This is a genomic window from Pseudomonas sp. WS 5411, from assembly GCF_012985595.1.
Taxonomy (GTDB): domain Bacteria; phylum Pseudomonadota; class Gammaproteobacteria; order Pseudomonadales; family Pseudomonadaceae; genus Aquipseudomonas; species Aquipseudomonas shahriarae.
The window spans coordinates 55,495-75,132 of sequence record NZ_JAARMC010000007.1 but is presented as its reverse complement, the minus strand read 5'-3'; the positions used below and the strand labels follow the sequence as shown (position 1 = coordinate 75,132).

The 19,638-nt window shown below is 56.8% G+C and carries 19 protein-coding genes; 17 read left to right on the top strand and 2 right to left on the bottom strand.

The genetic code is table 11. The features are described 5' to 3' along the window. The first annotated feature begins 164 nt into the window (after window positions 1-164). The 16 genes from mnmG to glmS all read left to right on the top strand — a co-directional run bounded on the left by mnmG (window position 165) and on the right by glmS (window position 15,977). A complete protein-coding gene (gene mnmG, locus HBR93_RS13035) occupies window positions 165-2,057 on the top strand; it encodes a tRNA uridine-5-carboxymethylaminomethyl(34) synthesis enzyme MnmG (RefSeq protein ID WP_169960444.1) in 1,893 nt (630 codons plus the stop codon). Further along, entirely contained in the window at window positions 2,054-2,698 is a 645-nt protein-coding gene (gene rsmG, locus HBR93_RS13030; RefSeq protein WP_057439294.1) for a 16S rRNA (guanine(527)-N(7))-methyltransferase RsmG, read from the top strand. Before mnmG ends, rsmG begins: the two co-directional genes overlap by 4 nt. Before the next feature lie 18 nt (window positions 2,699-2,716). Continuing rightward, a complete protein-coding gene (locus HBR93_RS13025) occupies window positions 2,717-3,514 on the top strand; it encodes a ParA family protein (RefSeq protein ID WP_005792605.1) in 798 nt (265 codons plus the stop codon). A 9-nt stretch (window positions 3,515-3,523) separates the two neighbouring features. Next, a complete protein-coding gene (locus HBR93_RS13020) occupies window positions 3,524-4,396 on the top strand; it encodes a ParB/RepB/Spo0J family partition protein (RefSeq protein ID WP_057439295.1) in 873 nt (290 codons plus the stop codon). A 148-nt stretch (window positions 4,397-4,544) separates the two neighbouring features. Further along, window positions 4,545-4,952 (top strand): F0F1 ATP synthase subunit I, encoded by a 408-nt coding sequence (locus tag HBR93_RS13015; protein WP_010565865.1) that lies wholly within the window; start codon window positions 4,545-4,547, stop codon window positions 4,950-4,952. A gap of 16 nt (window positions 4,953-4,968) precedes the next feature. Further along, entirely contained in the window at window positions 4,969-5,838 is an 870-nt protein-coding gene (atpB, locus tag HBR93_RS13010) for a F0F1 ATP synthase subunit A (RefSeq protein ID WP_049710820.1), read from the top strand. Window positions 5,839-5,971: 133 nt separating this feature from the next. Beyond that, window positions 5,972-6,229: a F0F1 ATP synthase subunit C gene (gene atpE / locus HBR93_RS13005; protein ID WP_002555987.1), complete on the top strand. Its 258-nt coding sequence runs from the start codon at window positions 5,972-5,974 to the stop codon at window positions 6,227-6,229. 56 nt (window positions 6,230-6,285) lie between these two features. Next, window positions 6,286-6,756: a F0F1 ATP synthase subunit B gene (locus tag HBR93_RS13000; protein ID WP_008439543.1), complete on the top strand. Its 471-nt coding sequence runs from the start codon at window positions 6,286-6,288 to the stop codon at window positions 6,754-6,756. Window positions 6,757-6,768: 12 nt separating this feature from the next. Continuing rightward, complete coding sequence (locus HBR93_RS12995; protein ID WP_057439298.1) at window positions 6,769-7,305, top strand: F0F1 ATP synthase subunit delta; 537 nt, start codon at window positions 6,769-6,771, stop codon at window positions 7,303-7,305. 21 nt (window positions 7,306-7,326) lie between these two features. Continuing rightward, window positions 7,327-8,871: a F0F1 ATP synthase subunit alpha gene (gene atpA, locus HBR93_RS12990; RefSeq protein WP_029290137.1), complete on the top strand. Its 1,545-nt coding sequence runs from the start codon at window positions 7,327-7,329 to the stop codon at window positions 8,869-8,871. A 50-nt stretch (window positions 8,872-8,921) separates the two neighbouring features. Then, complete coding sequence (gene atpG, locus HBR93_RS12985; protein ID WP_057439299.1) at window positions 8,922-9,782, top strand: F0F1 ATP synthase subunit gamma; 861 nt, start codon at window positions 8,922-8,924, stop codon at window positions 9,780-9,782. A gap of 27 nt (window positions 9,783-9,809) precedes the next feature. After that, a complete protein-coding gene (atpD, locus tag HBR93_RS12980) occupies window positions 9,810-11,186 on the top strand; it encodes a F0F1 ATP synthase subunit beta (RefSeq protein WP_015886645.1) in 1,377 nt (458 codons plus the stop codon). Between the two features lie 44 nt (window positions 11,187-11,230). Continuing rightward, entirely contained in the window at window positions 11,231-11,647 is a 417-nt protein-coding gene (locus HBR93_RS12975; protein ID WP_057439300.1) for a F0F1 ATP synthase subunit epsilon, read from the top strand. Window positions 11,648-11,770: 123 nt separating this feature from the next. Further along, window positions 11,771-13,138 (top strand): bifunctional UDP-N-acetylglucosamine diphosphorylase/glucosamine-1-phosphate N-acetyltransferase GlmU, encoded by a 1,368-nt coding sequence (gene glmU, locus HBR93_RS12970; RefSeq protein ID WP_169960443.1) that lies wholly within the window; start codon window positions 11,771-11,773, stop codon window positions 13,136-13,138. Between the two features lie 228 nt (window positions 13,139-13,366). Further along, on the top strand, window positions 13,367-14,134 hold the full coding sequence (locus tag HBR93_RS12965) for a DeoR family transcriptional regulator (RefSeq protein WP_029290123.1): 768 nt from the start codon (window positions 13,367-13,369) through the stop codon (window positions 14,132-14,134). 10 nt (window positions 14,135-14,144) lie between these two features. After that, a complete protein-coding gene (glmS, locus tag HBR93_RS12960; RefSeq protein WP_115129334.1) occupies window positions 14,145-15,977 on the top strand; it encodes a glutamine--fructose-6-phosphate transaminase (isomerizing) in 1,833 nt (610 codons plus the stop codon). A 452-nt stretch (window positions 15,978-16,429) separates the two neighbouring features. Here glmS and HBR93_RS12955 read toward each other — a convergent pair whose 3' ends face one another. Together HBR93_RS12955 and HBR93_RS12950 are read right to left on the bottom strand one after the other, a co-directional pair. After that, complete coding sequence (locus tag HBR93_RS12955; protein WP_262377293.1) at window positions 16,430-17,395, bottom strand: DMT family transporter; 966 nt, start codon at window positions 17,393-17,395, stop codon at window positions 16,430-16,432. Further along, the gene (locus tag HBR93_RS12950; RefSeq protein WP_169960442.1) at window positions 17,392-18,375 is read right to left on the bottom strand and encodes a tetratricopeptide repeat protein; all 984 of its coding nucleotides are present in this window, start codon (window positions 18,373-18,375) and stop codon (window positions 17,392-17,394) included. Before HBR93_RS12950 ends, HBR93_RS12955 begins: the two co-directional genes overlap by 4 nt. 119 nt (window positions 18,376-18,494) lie before the next feature. On the opposite strand from HBR93_RS12950, the gene HBR93_RS12945 reads away from it, so the two are divergent. Continuing rightward, window positions 18,495-19,397, top strand: coding sequence for a LysR family transcriptional regulator (locus tag HBR93_RS12945; RefSeq protein ID WP_169960441.1), 903 nt, complete (start codon window positions 18,495-18,497; stop codon window positions 19,395-19,397). Window positions 19,398-19,638: the final 241 nt, after the last annotated feature.

Here is a 19,638-nt window from a genome sequence, read left to right as displayed (position 1 = left end):
TCTCTCTTTTAATTTCTATTGTCTGTGATTCATCCACAGCTGGTTAAATTTTGTGCAAAGGGTTCTTTAGGAAGGGCTAAGTCCCTATACTTGCCGCCAAAGCTCTAAAACCAGCTCAACCAATCAATTCCTAATTACCTACATAAGCAGGCACGAGGTGCGTGGTGGATTTCCCTTCCCGTTTTGAAGTGATCGTCATCGGCGGCGGTCATGCCGGTACCGAGGCAGCACTGGCGTCAGCCCGCATGGGGGTCAAAACCCTATTGCTGACGCACAACGTGGAAACCCTCGGTGCCATGAGTTGCAACCCCGCCATTGGTGGGATCGGCAAGAGCCACCTGGTCAAGGAAATCGACGCCCTTGGCGGTGTGATGGCCATGGCTACCGACAAAGGTGGTATTCAATTTCGCGTGCTCAACAGCCGCAAAGGCCCGGCCGTGCGTGCTACTCGGGCACAAGCCGACCGCATTTTGTACAAGGCGGCAGTACGCGAAACCCTGGAAAACCAACCCAACCTGTGGATATTTCAACAGGCAGCGGATGATCTGATCGTCGAGCAGGACCAGGTGCGCGGTGTTGTCACCCAGATGGGTCTGCGTTTCTTCGCAGAATCCGTGGTGCTGACCACGGGGACCTTCCTCGGTGGACTTATCCACATCGGAATGCAGAGCTATTCCGGTGGTCGCGCCGGTGATCCGCCGTCGATTGCCCTCGCTCATCGCCTTCGCGAACTGCCACTGCGTGTCGGTCGCCTGAAAACCGGGACCCCGCCGCGTATCGACGGGCGTTCTGTGGATTTCTCGGTGATGACCGAACAGGCCGGGGATACGCCTATCCCGGTAATGTCGTTCATGGGTTCCAAGGAGCAGCACCCCAAACAGGTGAGCTGCTGGATTACCCACACCAATGCGCGTACCCACGAAATCATCGCCGCCAACCTCGATCGTTCGCCGATGTATTCCGGGGTGATCGAAGGTATCGGCCCGCGTTACTGCCCGTCGATCGAAGACAAGATCCACCGCTTTGCCGACAAGGAAAGCCACCAGGTCTTCATCGAGCCGGAAGGTTTGACGACCCACGAGCTGTACCCGAACGGGATTTCCACTTCCCTGCCGTTCGACGTGCAAATCCAGATCGTGCAGTCGATTCGCGGCATGGAAAACGCTCATATCGTGCGTCCGGGCTACGCCATCGAGTACGACTACTTTGATCCACGGGACTTGAAATACAGCCTGGAAACCAAGGTGATCGGCGGCCTGTTCTTCGCCGGGCAAATCAACGGCACCACCGGTTACGAAGAAGCCGGCGCCCAGGGTTTGCTGGCCGGGACCAACGCCGCATTGCGCGCCCAGGGCAAAGACAGCTGGTGCCCGCGTCGCGATGAAGCGTACATCGGGGTGTTGGTCGACGACCTGATTACCCTGGGTACTCAGGAACCGTACCGGATGTTCACCTCCCGGGCCGAATATCGCCTGATCCTGCGCGAAGACAACGCCGACCTGCGCCTGACCGAAAAAGGTCGTGAGCTGGGCCTGGTCGATGACGCGCGCTGGGAAGCGTTCTGCAAAAAACGCGAAAGCATCGAACTGGAAGAGCAGCGCCTGAAAAGTACCTGGGTCCGCCCGGGCACGGAGCAGGGCGATGCCATTGCCGAAAAATTCGGCACGCCACTGACCCACGAGTACAACCTGCTGAACCTGCTGTCCCGTCCGGAAATCGACTACGCTGGTCTGGTCGAAGTGACGGGCGGCGGCGCAGAAGATCCACAGGTGGCCGAGCAGGTCGAAATCAAGACCAAATATGCCGGTTACATTGACCGCCAGCAGGACGAGATTGCTCGTCTGCGCGCCAGTGAAGACACCAAGCTGCCTGTGGATATCGACTACACCGGTATTTCCGGGTTGTCGAAAGAGATTCAAAGCAAGCTGGGGATAACTCGCCCCGAGACCCTGGGCCAGGCCTCCCGTATCCCGGGAGTCACCCCGGCAGCCATTTCGCTGTTGATGATTCATTTGAAAAAACGCGGCGCGGGCCGTCAGTTGGAGCAAAGCGCTTGAGTTCGTTGGTCACCTCGCAACACGCCGAAGAGTTATCCACAGGTGCACGCCAGTTGGGTGTGCACTTGACCGAAACCCAGCACGAATTGCTGTTGGGCTACCTGGCCCTGTTGATCAAGTGGAACAAGGCCTACAACCTCACTGCGGTGCGCGATCCCGATGAAATGGTTTCGCGGCATCTGCTCGACAGCTTGAGCGTGATGCCATTTATCGAAAACGGCCGCTGGCTGGACGTCGGCAGTGGTGGTGGCATGCCAGGCATCCCGTTGGCGATCCTGTTTCCCGAGTCGCAAGTGACCTGCCTGGACAGCAATGGCAAGAAAACCCGTTTCCTGACCCAGGTCAAACTCGAACTCAAGCTGGACAACCTGCAAGTTATCCACAGCCGGGTCGAAGCCTTCACGCCTGAACTGCCCTTCAACGGAATTGTTTCCAGGGCCTTCAGCAGCATGGAGAACTTCAGCAACTGGACCCGCCACCTGGGCGACCTGAACACCCGTTGGCTGGCAATGAAGGGCGTTCATCCAAGCGACGAGCTGTTAGCATTGCCGGCAGACTTCCACCTCGATAGCGAACACGCCTTGGCCGTACCCGGTTGCCAAGGCCAACGCCATCTGCTGATACTGCGCCGCACGGCATGATTGGGAACACAAGCAAGAATGGCTAAGGTATTCGCGATAGCGAACCAGAAAGGTGGCGTGGGTAAAACCACCACCTGCATCAACCTCGCAGCATCCCTGGTCGCTACCAAGCGTCGGGTGCTGTTGATCGACCTCGATCCACAGGGCAACGCCACCATGGGTAGCGGTGTGGATAAACACGGCCTGGAAAACTCGGTCTACGACTTGCTGATAGGCGAGTGCGACCTGGCCCAGGCCATGCACTATTCCGAGCACGGCGGTTATCAACTGCTGCCAGCCAACCGCGATTTGACCGCGGCGGAAGTGGTGCTGCTGGAAATGCAGATGAAAGAAAGCCGTCTGCGCAGCGCCCTGGCGCCGATCCGCGAGAATTACGATTACATTTTGATCGACTGCCCGCCGTCGCTGTCGATGCTGACGCTCAACGCACTGGTTGCCGCCGATGGGGTGATCATCCCCATGCAGTGCGAGTACTTCGCCCTCGAAGGCTTGAGCGACCTTGTGGATAACATCAAGCGTATCGCTGAGTTGCTCAACCCGAACCTGAAGGTCGAAGGCCTGCTGCGGACCATGTATGACCCGCGCCTGAGCCTGATGAACGACGTGTCGGCGCAACTCAAGGAACACTTTGGCGACCAGCTTTACGACACAGTGATCCCGCGTAACATCCGCCTGGCCGAAGCGCCAAGCTATGGCATGCCCGCGCTGGCGTACGACAAGTCATCGCGTGGTGCCATTGCCTACCTGGCGCTGGCCGGCGAGATGGTTCGTCGCCAACGTCGCAACTCACGCACCGCTGCAGCCCAGCCAACTTAAGGAATCCCCATGGCCGTCAAGAAACGAGGTCTCGGACGTGGACTGGATGCACTACTGAGTGGTCCGACTGTCACTTCGCTGGAAGAGCAGGCGGTGCAGGCCGACTCCCGTGAGCTGCAGCACCTGCCCCTGGACCTGATCCAGCGTGGCAAGTACCAGCCGCGCCGAGACATGGACCCGCAGGCGCTGGAGGAGTTGGCGAACTCGATCAAGGCCCAGGGCGTGATGCAGCCGATTGTCGTACGCCCCATTGGCGGCGGTCGGTTTGAAATCATCGCCGGTGAACGCCGCTGGCGCGCCAGCCAGCAGGCCGGCCAGGAAACCATCCCGGCGATGGTGCGCGATGTGCCGGATGAAACGGCCATCGCCATGGCACTGATCGAGAATATCCAGCGTGAGGACCTCAATCCGATCGAGGAAGCCATTGCCCTGCAGCGTTTGCAGCAGGAATTCAAGCTGACCCAGCAGGAAGTGGCCGACGCGGTGGGTAAATCCCGTGTCACGGTTTCCAACCTGCTGCGCCTGATCGCGCTTCCGGAAGTGATCAAGACCATGCTGTCCCATGGCGACCTGGAAATGGGTCATGCCCGCGCTTTGCTCGGGTTGCCGGAAAATCAACAGGTTGAAGGGGCGCGACACGTTGTCGCACGAGGTCTCACCGTTCGTCAGACCGAGGCTCTGGTTCGGCAGTGGCTCAGTGGTAAACCTGCACCGGTCGAACCCACCAAAACTGATCCGGATATCGCGCGCCTGGAGCAGCGCCTGGCCGAGCGGCTGGGCTCTGCGGTGCAAATTCGCCACGGCAAGAAGGGTAAAGGGCAATTGGTTATCGGATATAACTCCCTTGATGAGCTTCAGGGCGTTCTTTCCCACATCCGCTGAAACATTTGCTTATGTAGCGCGCAGTCGGAAATCACTACCTGGCAGTTGAATAGGGGCAGAACCGCCCCTATACTCTGCGCGCATTTTGTCGGCACAAATTATGCCAAGTTATTGATTTCCGGCAGCCGACCATTGAGGAGCAAGAGTGATGGAAACCCGCACGCCAAACACGTTGCCGTTCCATCGCTTGGCCGTTTTTCCGGTTTTATTGGCCCAATTTGTCATTTTGCTGATCGCCGCATTGGCGCTTTGGTACTGGCATGGGGTCGTAGCCGGATATTCAGGACTCTGCGGAGGCCTGATAGCCTTGCTGCCCAATATGTATTTTGCTCACAGGGCCTTTCGGTTTTCCGGCGCCCGGGCAGCCCAGGCTATCGTCCGGTCCTTTTATGCCGGCGAGGCAGGGAAACTGATTTTGACGGCAGTGCTGTTTGCACTGACCTTTGCAGGTGTGAAGCCATTGGCGCCGCTAGCTGTATTCGGCGTCTTCGTGTTGACCCAACTGGTCAGCTGGTTCGCTCCCCTGCTGATGAAAACAAGACTTTCGAAACCTTAGGGCGTTTGAGGCAACCATGGCAGAAACAACCGCTTCGGGCTATATCCAGCACCACTTGCAGAACCTGACCTTCGGTCAGCTTCCCAACGGCGGCTGGGGCTTTGCCCACTCCGCAGCAGAGGCCAAAGAAATGGGCTTCTGGGCTTTCCACCTGGATACTCTGGGCTGGTCGGTCGCATTGGGTCTGATCTTCGTCCTGATTTTCCGCATGGCGGCAAAGAAGGCGACTTCCGGTCAGCCAGGTGCTTTGCAGAACTTCGTTGAAGTATTGGTCGAATTCGTCGATGGCAGCGTGAAAGACAGCTTCCATGGTCGTAGCCCGGTGATTGCACCGCTGGCACTGACCATCTTCGTCTGGGTGTTCCTGATGAACGCCGTCGACCTGATCCCGGTCGACTGGATTCCTCAGTTGGCCATCCTGATCTCCGGCGACCCGCACATCCCATTCCGCGCGGTATCGACCACTGACCCTAACGCTACCCTGGGCATGGCCCTGTCGGTATTCGCGTTGATCATTTTCTACAGCATCAAGATCAAGGGCATCGGCGGCTTCATCGGCGAACTGACCCTGCACCCGTTCGGCAGCAAGAACATCTTCGTTCAAGCCCTGCTGATCCCGGTGAACTTCCTGCTGGAATTTGTCACCCTGATCGCCAAGCCGATTTCCCTGGCTCTGCGACTGTTCGGCAACATGTATGCCGGCGAGCTGGTGTTCATCCTGATCGCTGTGATGTTCGGCAGCGGCCTGCTCTGGCTTAGCGGCCTGGGCATTGTTCTGCAGTGGGCGTGGGCTGTGTTCCACATCCTGATCATCACCCTGCAGGCGTTTATCTTCATGATGCTGACCATCGTCTACCTGTCGATGGCGCACGAAGAGAACCATTAAGACCAGTCTCGACTAGTCTGATGTCCTTCCCGGTGAAACGGGAAGGTGGCCCACCAGGGCTATGAAACGATTTGTTTTACCGCTTTAAAATCTAAAAAACCTAAACCATACGACGTAAAAGTCGGGAGGAAAGATGGAAACTGTAGTTGGTCTAACCGCTATCGCTGTTGCACTGTTGATCGGCCTGGGCGCCCTGGGTACTGCCATTGGTTTCGGCCTGTTGGGCGGCAAGTTCCTGGAAGGCGCCGCGCGTCAGCCAGAAATGGTTCCAATGCTGCAGGTTAAAATGTTCATCGTTGCCGGCCTGCTCGACGCCGTGACCATGATCGGTGTTGGTATCGCTCTGTTCTTCACCTTCGCGAACCCCTTCGTTGGTCAACTCGCCGGTTAATCACTCGTTTTTTCGAGTGATTGGTGTGTTGTGCAACGAACGAGCGAGGTATTGGCGTGAACATTAATGCAACCATTATTGGTCAGTCCTTAGCGTTCTTGATTTTTGTTGTTTTCTGCATGAAGTTCGTATGGCCTCCGGTCATCGCGGCTTTGCACGAACGTCAGAAGAAGATCGCGGATGGACTGGACGCTGCCGCACGAGCAGCTCGCGACCTGGAGTTGGCCCAAGATAAAGCGGGTCAGCAACTGCGCGAAGCGAAGGCTCAGGCAGCTGAAATCATTGAGCAAGCCAAGAAACGCGGTAACCAGATTGTTGAAGAGGCTGTTGAAAAAGCCCGTATCGACGCTGACCGTGTGAAGGTTCAGGCTCAGGCCGAGATCGAACAGGAATTGAACGGTGTCAAAGATGCGCTGCGTGCCCAACTGGGTGCTCTGGCCGTCGGCGGTGCTGAGAAGATCCTGGGTGCCACAATCGATCAAAACGCGCACGCGGAGCTGGTAAACAAACTGGCTGCTGAAATTTAAGCGAGGGCGATCATGGCAGAATTGACCACGTTGGCCCGACCTTACGCTAAGGCAGCCTTCGAGCACGCCCAGGCCCACCAGCAGCTGGCCTCTTGGTCAGCCATGCTCGGCCTGGCTGCAGCAGTGTCGCAAGACGACACCATGCAGCGCGTGCTCAAGGCCCCGCGACTGACGAGCGCAGACAAGGCCGCCACGTTTATTGACGTGTGCGGCGACAAGTTTGATGTGAAAGTGCAGAACTTCATCCACGTCGTTGCCGAAAACGACCGTCTCCCGCTTTTGCCGGAGATTGCCGCTCTGTTCGACCTGTACAAGGCCGAGCAAGAGAAGTCGGTAGACGTTGAAGTGACCAGTGCTTTTGCATTGAACCAAGAACAGCAAGACAAACTCGCCAAGGTTCTCAGTGCACGACTCGACCGGGAAGTGCGCCTGCAAGTTGCGGAAGACCCATCCCTTATTGGGGGTGTTGTCATCCGCGCCGGCGACCTGGTTATCGATGGCTCGATTCGCGGCAAACTCGCGAATCTTGCCGAAGCATTGAAATCTTGAGTTTGAAGGGGCAGCAGAGCAATGCAGCAACTCAATCCTTCCGAAATAAGTGAAATTATCAAGGGCCGCATCGACAAGCTCGACGTGACCTCCCAAGCCCGTAACGAAGGCACTGTCGTCAGCGTATCTGACGGCATCGTGCGGATTCACGGTCTGGCCGACGTAATGTACGGCGAGATGATCGAGTTTCCGGGCGGCGTCTACGGTATGGCCCTCAACCTGGAGCAAGACTCCGTAGGTGCCGTTGTATTGGGCGCGTACACCAGTCTGGCCGAAGGCATGAGCGCCAAGTGCACAGGCCGCATCCTGGAAGTTCCGGTTGGTAAGGAATTGTTGGGTCGCGTTGTCGACGCACTGGGTAACCCTGTTGACGGTAAAGGTCCACTGGGCAACACCGAGACCGACGCGGTCGAGAAAGTTGCTCCAGGCGTGATCTGGCGTAAGTCGGTAGACCAGCCTGTACAGACTGGCTACAAGGCTGTCGATGCCATGATCCCAGTCGGCCGTGGCCAGCGTGAGCTGATCATCGGTGACCGTCAGATCGGTAAGACCGCTCTGGCGATCGACGCGATCATCAACCAGAAAGACAGCGGCATTTTCTGCGTCTACGTAGCGATCGGTCAGAAACAATCGACCATCGCCAACGTGGTTCGCAAGCTGGAAGAAAACGGCGCCCTGGCCAACACGATCATCGTGGCTGCCAGTGCTTCGGAATCTCCTGCGCTGCAATTCCTGGCACCGTACTCCGGTTGCACCATGGGTGAATTCTTCCGCGACCGCGGTGAAGACGCGCTGATCGTTTATGACGATCTGTCCAAGCAAGCAGTGGCTTACCGCCAGATTTCCCTGCTGCTGCGCCGTCCACCAGGCCGTGAAGCCTACCCAGGCGACGTGTTCTATCTCCACTCCCGTCTGCTGGAGCGCGCATCCCGCGTTTCCGAAGAGTACGTAGAGAAGTTCACCAACGGCGCAGTGACCGGAAAAACCGGTTCCCTGACCGCACTGCCGATCATCGAAACCCAGGCTGGCGACGTTTCCGCGTTCGTTCCGACCAACGTGATTTCCATCACCGACGGTCAGATCTTCCTGGAATCGGCCATGTTCAACTCCGGGATCCGTCCTGCTGTGAACGCCGGTGTTTCGGTATCCCGTGTGGGTGGTGCCGCTCAGACCAAGATCATCAAGAAGCTCTCCGGTGGTATCCGTACCGCTCTGGCTCAGTACCGTGAACTGGCGGCATTCGCCCAGTTCGCTTCTGACCTGGACGAAGCGACCCGTAAGCAACTTGAGCATGGTCAGCGCGTTACCGAGCTGATGAAGCAGAAGCAATACGCGCCAATGTCGATCGCTGACATGTCGCTGTCGCTGTATGCCGCTGAGCGTGGGTTCCTGACTGACGTCGAAATCGCCAAGGTCGGCAGCTTTGAACAAGCGCTGATTGCTTACTTCAACCGAGATCATGCCGATTTGATGGCCAAGATCAACGTGAAGGGTGACTTCAATGACGAAATCGACGCTGGCCTGAAAGCCGGTATCGAGAAGTTCAAGGCCACCCAAACCTGGTAAGCCGCAGCGGGAGCCGCAAGGCTCCCGCTTGCTAACCTGATAGGTGTTACATGGCAGGCGCAAAAGAGATTCGCAGTAAGATTGCGAGCATCAAAAGCACGCAAAAAATTACCAGCGCCATGGAGAAAGTGGCGGTCAGCAAAATGCGCAAGGCACAAATGCGCATGTCGGCTAGCCGTCCTTATGCGGAGCGTATCCGCCAGGTAATTGGGCATCTGGCCAACGCCAACCCGGAATACCGCCACCCGTTCATGATCGAGCGCGCCGTCAAGCGTGCAGGTTATGTGGTAGTGAGCAGTGACCGTGGTTTGTGCGGTGGTTTGAATACCAACCTGTTCAAGGCCCTGGTCAAGGACATGGCGGTAAACCGCGAAAACGGCGTCGAGATTGATCTGTGTGTTGTTGGTAGCAAGGGTGCGGCCTTTTTCCGCAACTTCGGCGGTAACGTCGTTGCAGCTATCAGCCACCTGGGTGAAGAGCCGTCGATCAATGACTTGATCGGCAGTGTGAAGGTGATGCTGGATGCATACCTGGAAGGCCGGATCGACCGCCTGTCCGTGGTATCCAACAAGTTCATCAACACCATGACCCAGCAGCCAACCGTGGAGCAATTGATTCCACTGGTGGCGACCCCGGATCAGGAACTCAAGCACCACTGGGACTACCTCTACGAACCAGACGCCAAAGAGCTGCTTGACGGCTTGATGGTGCGCTACGTGGAGTCGCAGGTGTACCAGGCGGTGGTCGAGAACAACGCAGCTGAACAAGCGGCGCGGATGATCGCGATGAAAAACGCTACCGACAACGCCGGTGATCTGATCAGCGATTTGCAGCTGATCTACAACAAGGCGCGTCAGGCTGCGATCACCCAAGAGATCTCGGAAATCGTCGGCGGCGCTGCCGCGGTTTAACGGTTCAAATATTCAGAGGATCCAGCTATGAGTAGCGGACGTATCGTTCAAATCATCGGCGCCGTTATCGACGTGGAATTCCCACGCGACAGCGTACCGAGCATCTACAACGCGCTGAAAGTACAAGGCGCGGAAACTACTCTGGAAGTTCAGCAGCAGCTGGGCGACGGCGTAGTTCGTACCATTGCGATGGGTTCCACCGAAGGCTTGAAGCGCGGTCTGGACGTTGTCGACACTGGCGCTGCCATTTCCGTACCGGTCGGTAAAGCGACCCTGGGCCGGATCATGGACGTACTGGGCAACCCGATTGACGAAGCTGGCCCGATCGATACCGAAGAGCGTTGGGGCATTCACCGCCCAGCACCTTCGTTCGCCGAGCAAGCTGGCGGCAACGACCTGCTGGAAACCGGCATCAAGGTTATCGACCTGGTTTGCCCGTTCGCCAAAGGCGGTAAAGTCGGTCTGTTCGGTGGTGCCGGTGTAGGCAAGACCGTAAACATGATGGAACTGATCCGTAACATCGCCATCGAGCACAGCGGTTATTCCGTGTTCGCCGGTGTGGGTGAGCGTACTCGTGAGGGTAACGACTTCTACCACGAGATGAAGGACTCCAACGTTCTGGACAAAGTGGCACTGGTCTACGGTCAGATGAACGAGCCGCCGGGTAACCGTCTGCGCGTAGCACTGACTGGCCTGACCATGGCCGAGAAGTTCCGTGACGAAGGTAACGACGTTCTGTTGTTCGTCGACAACATCTACCGTTACACCCTGGCCGGTACTGAAGTATCCGCACTGCTGGGCCGTATGCCTTCGGCAGTAGGTTACCAGCCGACCCTGGCTGAAGAGATGGGCGTTCTGCAAGAACGTATCACTTCGACCAAGGAAGGTTCGATCACGTCGATCCAAGCGGTATACGTACCTGCGGATGACTTGACTGACCCGTCGCCAGCGACCACCTTCGCCCACTTGGACGCCACCGTCGTACTGTCCCGTGACATCGCTTCCCTGGGTATCTACCCAGCGGTCGATCCACTCGACTCGACTTCGCGCCAGCTGGACCCGAACGTGATCGGCCAGGAGCACTACGACACCGCTCGCGGCGTTCAGTACGTGCTGCAGCGTTACAAAGAGCTGAAGGACATCATTGCGATCCTGGGTATGGACGAGCTGTCGGAAACCGACAAGCAGTTGGTATCCCGCGCTCGTAAGATCCAGCGCTTCTTGTCGCAGCCGTTCTTCGTGGCTGAAGTCTTCACCGGTGCCTCGGGTAAATACGTTTCCCTGAAAGACACCATTGCTGGCTTCAAAGGCATCCTCAACGGTGACTACGACCACCTGCCAGAACAAGCGTTCTACATGGTCGGCGGCATCGAAGAAGCGATCGAGAAAGCCAAGAAACTGTAATCCAGGCGCCCGGAAACGGGCGCTCATCAGGTTGAGGCAATCAGATGGCTATGACAGTCCATTGCGATATCGTCAGCGCGGAAGGGGAAATCTTCTCCGGTCTGGTAGAGATGGTAATTGCACACGGCGAGTTGGGTGACCTGGGTATTGCCTTGGGCCACGCACCGCTGATCACCAGCTTGAAGCCCGGTCCGATTACTCTGACCAAGCAGGGCGGGGAAAAGGAGGTGTTCTACATCTCTGGTGGTTTCCTCGAAGTTCAGCCGAACATGGTCAAGGTTCTTGCCGACACCGTGCAACGTGCTGGCGACCTGGATGAAGCCTCCGCTCAGGAAGCCGTCAAGGCTGCCGAGAAGGCTCTGCACGAAAAAGGTGCGGACTTCGACTACAGCGCTGCTGCTGTACGTCTGGCCGAGGCTGCAGCCCAGCTGCGCACGCTCCAGCAGATCCGCAAGAAGTAAGCGGCCAAGCCGTCATGCTTCATGCGCGATTGATTAAAAAGGGTAGCCTCGGCTACCCTTTTTCTTTTTTTGCAAAACACTTCTTTGGTCTGAAGCCGGACCGCCCAGGATTGGTAGCCATTCATGTCTCTTGAAATCGTCATTCTCGCCGCAGGCCAGGGCACCCGCATGCGTTCTGCCCTGCCCAAAGTGCTGCACCCGGTTGCGGGTAACTCCATGCTTGGCCATGTTATCCACAGCGCCCGGCAACTGGAGCCACAGCGTATCCACGTCGTGATTGGCCACGGGGCCGATGCGGTGCGTGAACGTCTGGCAGCCGACGACTTGAATTTCGTATTGCAGGACAAGCAACTGGGCACTGGTCATGCCACCGCGCAAGCTGTGCCGTTCATCAAGGCCGACACCGTGCTGATCCTCTACGGGGATGTGCCGCTGATCGAAGTGGAAACCCTGCAGCGCCTGCTCAAGCGCGTGGTACCGGGCCAGATGGGTCTGCTCACCGTCGAGCTGGACGACCCGACCGGTTATGGCCGTATCGTGCGCGATGCCGACGGCAAGGTTGCAGCCATCGTCGAACATAAAGATGCCAGCGAAGCACAACGGGCGATTACTGAAGGCAACACCGGCATCCTAGCGGTACCGGCCGATCGTCTGGCGGACTGGATGGGCCGCCTGTCGAACAACAATGTTCAGGGCGAGTACTACCTGACAGACGTGATTGAAATGGCCGTCAGCGATGGCTTGGTGGTTGCCACCGAGCAGCCCCACGACCCGATGGAAGTGCAGGGCGCCAACGACCGCAAGCAACTGGCAGAACTGGAGCGTCACTACCAACTGCGCGAAGGCCGCCGCCTGATGGCGCAGGGGGTGACACTGCGTGACCCGGCGCGTTTCGACGTACGGGGCGAAGTCACCGTGGGCCGTGACGTGCTGATTGATATCAACGTGATCCTCGAGGGCCGCGTGATCATCGAAGACGACGTGGTGATTGGCCCGAACTGCGTGATCAAGGACAGCACCCTGCGCAAAGGCGTGGTGGTCAAGGCCAACAGCCATATCGACGGTGCGGTGATGGGTGAGGCCAGCGATGCGGGGCCATTTGCGCGGTTGCGCCCGGGCAGTGTGCTGGGCGCCAGGGCCCATGTGGGTAACTTTGTTGAGCTGAAAAACGCACGGATGGGCGACGATGCGAAGGCAGGGCATCTGGCCTACCTCGGCGATGCAGTGATTGGGGCCCGCAGCAACATTGGCGCCGGCGCCATTACCTGCAATTACGATGGTGCCAACAAGTATCAGACGACGATTGGTGAAGACGTCTTTATCGGCTCCAATAATTCACTGATTGCGCCCGTCACCATTGGCGATGGTTCAAACACCGCGGCAGGCTCAACCATCAACCTGGATGTGGATAAGTCGCAATTGGCAGTGGCCCGCGCCCGCCAACGCAACATCGACGGCTGGAAACGCCCGGTCAAAATCAAAAAGACCTGAGTTATCCACAACCTCATTAGCAACGCCATTCCATTGTGGGAGCGGGCTTGCTCGCGAAGACGGAGTGTCAGTCACTGAACGTGTATCTGATGCACCGCCTTCGCGAGCAAGCCCGCTCCCACATTGGATCTATGTTGTTTTCAAAAAAGTGCACCCGCCGCTTGACGATTTCCCGTCAATAGGTTTTGATTGCCTTCGTTATCTTTCGAAACGAAACTTATCATCACCATGTCGAAGCGAAATACACCACAACGACGCCACAACATCCTCACCTTGCTCAACGAGCAGGGCGAAGTGAGCGTGGATGAATTGGCCAAACGTTTCGAAACTTCCGAAGTGACCATCCGCAAGGACTTGGCCGCGCTGGAAAGCAACGGCTTGCTGCTGCGTCGCTACGGTGGCGCCATCACCATGCCCCAGGAACTGGTCGGCGATCCTGCCCAACCGATTTCTGTGCATAAGCGCGCCATCGCCCGTGCGGCGGTCAAGCGCTTGCGTGAACACGCACGGATCATTATCGACAGCGGTAGCACCACCGCCGCGATGATCCCGGAGCTGGGCCATCAGCCCGGCCTGGTGGTGATGACCAACTCCCTGCATGTGGCCAGTGCCCTGAGTGAGTTGGAGCATGAGCCGGTGCTGTTGATGACCGGCGGCACCTGGGACCCGCACTCGGACTCGTTCCAGGGGCAGGTCGCCGAACAAGTGCTGCGTTCCTATGACTTCGACCAACTGTTTATAGGCGCTGACGGCATCGACCTGCAGCGCGGTACCACCACCTTCAATGAATTGCTGGGCCTGAGCCGAGTGATGGCCGAAGTCGCCCGTGAAGTGGTGGTGATGGTCGAATCCGACAAGATCGGCCGCAAGATCCCCAACCTGGAACTGCCCTGGAGCAGCGTCCATACCCTTATTACCGATGATCGCCTGCCGCTTGAGGCCCGCGACCAGATTCAAGCCCGCGGCATTACGCTGATTTGCGCGGCAGTCATCTAGGAGAGAAACCATGTGTGGAATTGTAGGCGCAGTCGCTGAACGAAACGTTACCGCCATTTTGCTCGAAGGCCTCAAGCGCCTGGAATACCGTGGCTACGACAGTGCCGGCGTGGCGGTCTTCAGCAACGCGGGCAAGCTGGAGCGCATGCGTCGCCCGGGCAAAGTCAGCGAACTGGAACAGGCCCTGGCCGGTGAGCCCCTGGCGGGCCGTCTGGGCATCGCCCACACCCGCTGGGCGACCCACGGTGCACCGTGCGAGCGCAATGCACACCCACATTTCTCCGGTGATATTGCGGTGGTGCACAACGGCATCATCGAAAACCACGAAGTGCTGCGTGAACAACTCAAGGGCCAGGGCTACGTCTTTACCTCGGACACCGACACCGAAGTCATCGCCCACCTGCTCAACCACAAGCTCAAGGACCACAGTGACCTGACCACCGCCCTCAAGGCCACGGTCAAGGAACTGCATGGCGCCTACGGCCTGGCTGTGATCAGCGCCAGCCAACCGGACCGTGTGGTTGCCGCTCGCAGTGGCAGCCCATTGGTGATTGGCCTGGGCCTGGGGGAGAACTTCCTCGCCTCCGATCAACTGGCCTTGCGTCAGGTCACCGACCGCTTCATGTACCTGGAAGAAGGTGATATCGCCGACATCCGCCGTGAAAGCGTGGCGATCTGGGACGTCGATGGCAACTCCGTCGAGCGCGAAGCCGTGCAGTACCGCGACGGCGCCGAAGCTGCCGACAAGGGTGAGTTCCGCCACTTCATGCTCAAGGAAATCCACGAGCAACCGGCCGTGGTGCAACGCACCCTGGAAGGCCGCCTTGGCGACAAGCAAGTCCTGGTTAACGCCTTCGGCCCGCAAGCCGCCGAGCTGTTCGCCAAAGTGCGCAATGTGCAGATCGTCGCCTGTGGCACCAGCTACCACGCCGGCATGGTCGCCCGTTACTGGCTGGAAGAACTGGCCGGCATCCCGTGCCAGGTCGAAGTAGCCAGTGAGTTCCGCTACCGCAAGGTGGTGGTTCAGCCCGATACCCTGTTCGTCACCATTTCCCAATCCGGCGAGACCGCCGACACCCTGGCAGCCCTGCGCAATGCCAAGGAGCTGGGATACCTGGCAAGCCTGGCGATCTGCAACGTCAGCATCAGCTCCCTGGTGCGCGAGTCCGACCTGACCCTGCTGACCCAGGCTGGCCGCGAAATCGGTGTAGCCTCCACCAAGGCCTTCACCACCCAATTGGTGGGCCTGCTGCTGCTGACCCTGTCCCTTGGCCAGGTGCGCGGCACGTTGGCTGCAGGTGTAGAAGCCACCCTGGTAGAAGAACTGCGCCGCCTGCCCACCCGCCTGGGCGAAGCACTGGCCATGGACAGCACCGTAGAGAAAGTCGCCGAACTGTTTGCCGACAAGAACCACACCCTGTTCCTCGGCCGTGGCGCGCAATACCCAGTGGCAATGGAAGGCTCCCTGAAACTCAAGGAAATCTCCTATATCCACGCTGAAGCCTACCCTGCCGGCGAGCTGAAGCACGGCCCATTGGCCCTGGTGGACGACGACATGCCTGTGGTCACCGTGGCGCCGAACAATGAACTGCTGGAAAAGCTCAAGTCCAACCTGCAGGAAGTACGCGCCCGTGGTGGTCAACTGATCGTGTTCGCCGACGAAAAGGCCGGCATGACCAACGGCGAAGGCACCCACGTGATCAACATGCCGCACATCCACGACACCCTGTCGCCGATCCTCTACACCATCCCGCTGCAGTTGCTGTCGTACTATGTGGCGGTGCTCAAGGGCACGGACGTTGACCAGCCGCGTAACTTGGCCAAGTCGGTGACGGTTGAGTAATGTTTAGCGGTAACGAGAAAGGGCGATCGTAAACATTAAAGTCTGTCTCGCTTGGAGCCTCCGAGGGCTCCAAGCGACGATCTTCTCTCCCGCTCCTTTTGTGCCGAGTGCTGCACCTTGCGGCTCACCTTCCAGATTCAGATTTACAAAAAAAATCGCGGAGATTGGCAAGTCGTAAGCAGATTTCTGAAGAAAAACTAAACGCGATCTATTGAGTACTTGATTAGTCTAGAAAAATTTCAGATACAAACACGGATTATCGTCCTGACGTTATGTACAGCCTGGATATTATAGGCGTCATAGCAACGGTGCATGGGAGCTTCGCAGGTTTGCTGGATAGCCTGCGTAGAAAAGGTAGATTGGTCCGAAAAGTAGATGATTTAAAATGTCGTTTAGTTGATGACCCTCTGGCTGTTTCGATAATTAAAACGGTAAATAACTTACTCAGTTTATTATGGCGTACGTACGTTCTTCATCTCGCAGTTATATTGAGGGCGGGCTGGCCTATTGCAGATCATGATGCCCACTATAATCAGTGCGCCCCCCATAAATGTGGGAGCGCTGAGCTGCTCATCCAACAAAAGAGCACCCAGTAACACCGCCGTCAGCGGATTGAGCGCGATGAACACTCCGGCACGTGTTGCGCCGATCTGCTCGATACCCTTGTAATACCAGATGTATGCCAGCGCCGAGCCTATGGCACCCAAGTACAGCAAGCTGGAAAAGTCGGCAAGCGTTAGAGCTCGCAGTGATTCCTGATTGAACTGACCCGTGACGATAGCGGTCGCCGTCAGCATCGCGGCCCCCGCGAAGATGGAGTAGGTCACCGTATGTAGGGCGCCGATTTCTTTGACTACCGACTTACCGAACACGCTGAAGGCGACCCAACTGAGTACGCAACCAAAGATCAAAAGGTCTCCGCGCCAGTCGTTTTTATCCACGATTAATGTGCCTGACGACTTATTGAAAATCACGACAGCCGCCCCTATCAGGCAAAGAAAAATGCCTGCGGTTTTCATTGCAGACATTTTTTCTCGGAAAAACACATAAGAGAAAAGAGCCATAACGGCGGGATTCAGGGCTACGATCAATGACGCGCGGGAGGCTGCTGTGTAATGTAGACCATAAAAAAAACAGAGGTTATAAGTATAAATTCCGCAAAATCCCAATCCTACGATCTTGACTAGTTGCGACCGATCAAGCCGGACAAAGCTCTTTTTTAAAAAGAAACCTAGGAACAGTCCAAGTGTGATTCCGGCGAATATAAACCTGACACTGGCGGCTAATAGCGCGGGTGTGTCTGCGGATAGATACCGACCAGCGACAAAGGTACCTCCCCAGATCATTGCTACCAGAGAAAGCTTAAGATAGGTAAGGCTGTCTGGAGTAAGGACCAGTGGATGAGAATGGCTGGTCATGCAGGTGCCCTCTCTTCAACGATCGGTCGGGTCTTGAGCTCTATGTATTCGAGAGTCAGATCAAGGACTTCGCGTTGGGCACGGCTCCCTCCTAACAACGGCCACTGGTCTCGGCTGGTACGCAAGAGCGCCAGGCTTTCGTGATAACGCTTCAAGGTGAACAGTAGAATGCCTTTGAGCACGTCTAAGCCTGCTCGGTGCGCTTCGGGCTCGATGCCGAAGCCGTCGCTTTCGGCGATTTGCTTCTCGATGAGGAGCGCCTGCTCGACCTCGTTGCATCGCTCGTGGGCTATAGCCATGTGCCAATAGACGTGCATGCGCATGCCGCTATTTTCGATCCAGTCAGGCTTGCAGTCGATCAGGAAACTCGAAAGTTCCTGCCAGCGGCCCATCTCATGCAGTGCGTGCGCAGTAGCATGGATGCCGTAGATGTTATGGGGAATCAGCCTAACCGCCTCAAGGCCCAGTTCAAGGGCTTCTTGGAAGCACTGGTCTTCACACAAAACAAAAGATTTTATTGCCAGGTAGTAGGAGTACAAGGCATGAGTGTGCGGTATGTGTGGTTCGCAAAACGAAAATTCTGCCGTTAATCTAGGCGTCTTACCAGTACAGAAGTCGAGCATGTGCACAAAAAAAATTGTGATGATGTCGGAGGGGTACGCTTTCAGGTGTTGTGTAAAGAGTGTACGTGCTCGCTCATATTCAAAGTTTACCCAAGCTATAAATGCTTTATGGATCAGTAACAACTCCGGGGGTAAGTTCGATCGTTGATGCATCCGATTGAGAAACAGTTTGAACTTGTAAAGTTCTTTCATCTCGCAACTCGTGATTGCATCGAATCCTAATAGAAGGTCTTTGTACAGTTCCTGAGTCTCGGTGACCGGCATCAGATGCTCGGGTATACCTCGTAGGGACAGGAATGGGCCGTTGATTTCAGGCCACAGTGCCGAAATCCCATCAGTCTTCCATTGGGCGACCATAAAACAATCCTTGGATATAAGTTGGCGAAAAGGGCTGGCCTATCTCGTTATGCCTGTTTCATCTATGCTTACGCAAAATCATGGTCATATGAAAATGAGCGATTACTCATGGATGAAAAATGACGCTGACCCAATTGGAAATTTTTGTCGCTGTCGCAGAGCGGCGTGGCTTCACCCTCGCAGCCGCTCAACTGAAAATATCCCAATCTGCGGTTTCTCATGCAATAAAGGCTCTGGAGCAGGAGTTGGGTGTCGAACTGCTACTTCGGCATCAAGGCCAGATTGAACTGACAGACATAGGGGCGCGAATCCTTCTGCGTGTGCAACCTATGCTTGGCCTGGCGGATGCAGTTAGGCAGGATGCCAGCGATGCCCGCAGCATGAAACTTGGCACCCTGCGAATTGGTTCATTTGGCCCAACCTCATCCCAGCTTTTGTTGCCGCGGATTCTTACAGACTACCGCCGCCTTTACCCCAATATTGAAGTTCATGTGAGCGAGGGGCCTGATCGCCAAGTGATGGAATGGTTGTTAGACAGGGAGGTGGACGTAGGGTTTGTCACCTTACCTGAAGCCCAGTTTGACACCTGGCCTTTACTCGAGGACCAAATGGTTGCCGTGCTACCGATTGCGCACCCTCTCGCTTCAAACGAAAGAGTGACATTGGGGGACTTGTGTTCTGATCCGTTTGTACTAACCGAGGCTGGTTCATCCGAACTGGTCTCGCAGCTCTTTGCGGCTGTCAAATTGAAGCCGTGTATTCGCTACAAGACCTCTCAGTTAATGAGTACCTTGGCCGCAGTGGCTCGCGGAGATGGGGTAACGATTGTGGCTGAGTCTTCGTTGCCCGACGATAGCGAGGAGCTTTATGTGGTTAGGACACTCGATCCGGCAGTCAGGCGCCAAGTCGGAATCGCGGTGCTGGATTGCAGCGAGACTACTGCTGCAGCTCAAGCATTCATTGAGTTGGCAGAGAAGATTTACCGGAGTCGTAAGAGTGATTTGAAGGGAAATGGCTTATAAAGAGGGAGCCCCTCCGGTCATTTCAATGCTGTCTGCTGCGCGATGCCGTGCTGTAGCCCAGCCTGCCTAGCTGCGCATTACCTTATTCCAATCAATTTCGTATCCAGCAGCCTGGAGCGCCCGGCTGAAGGCTTGCTTCCAACCATCGTCGTTGATCGACGTCCAGACCGAGGGTACGGTCTTCAGGATTAAAAACGGTCCCGTTTGGGGCCCCTCGGGGCTCCAAACGACGTCCCTCTCT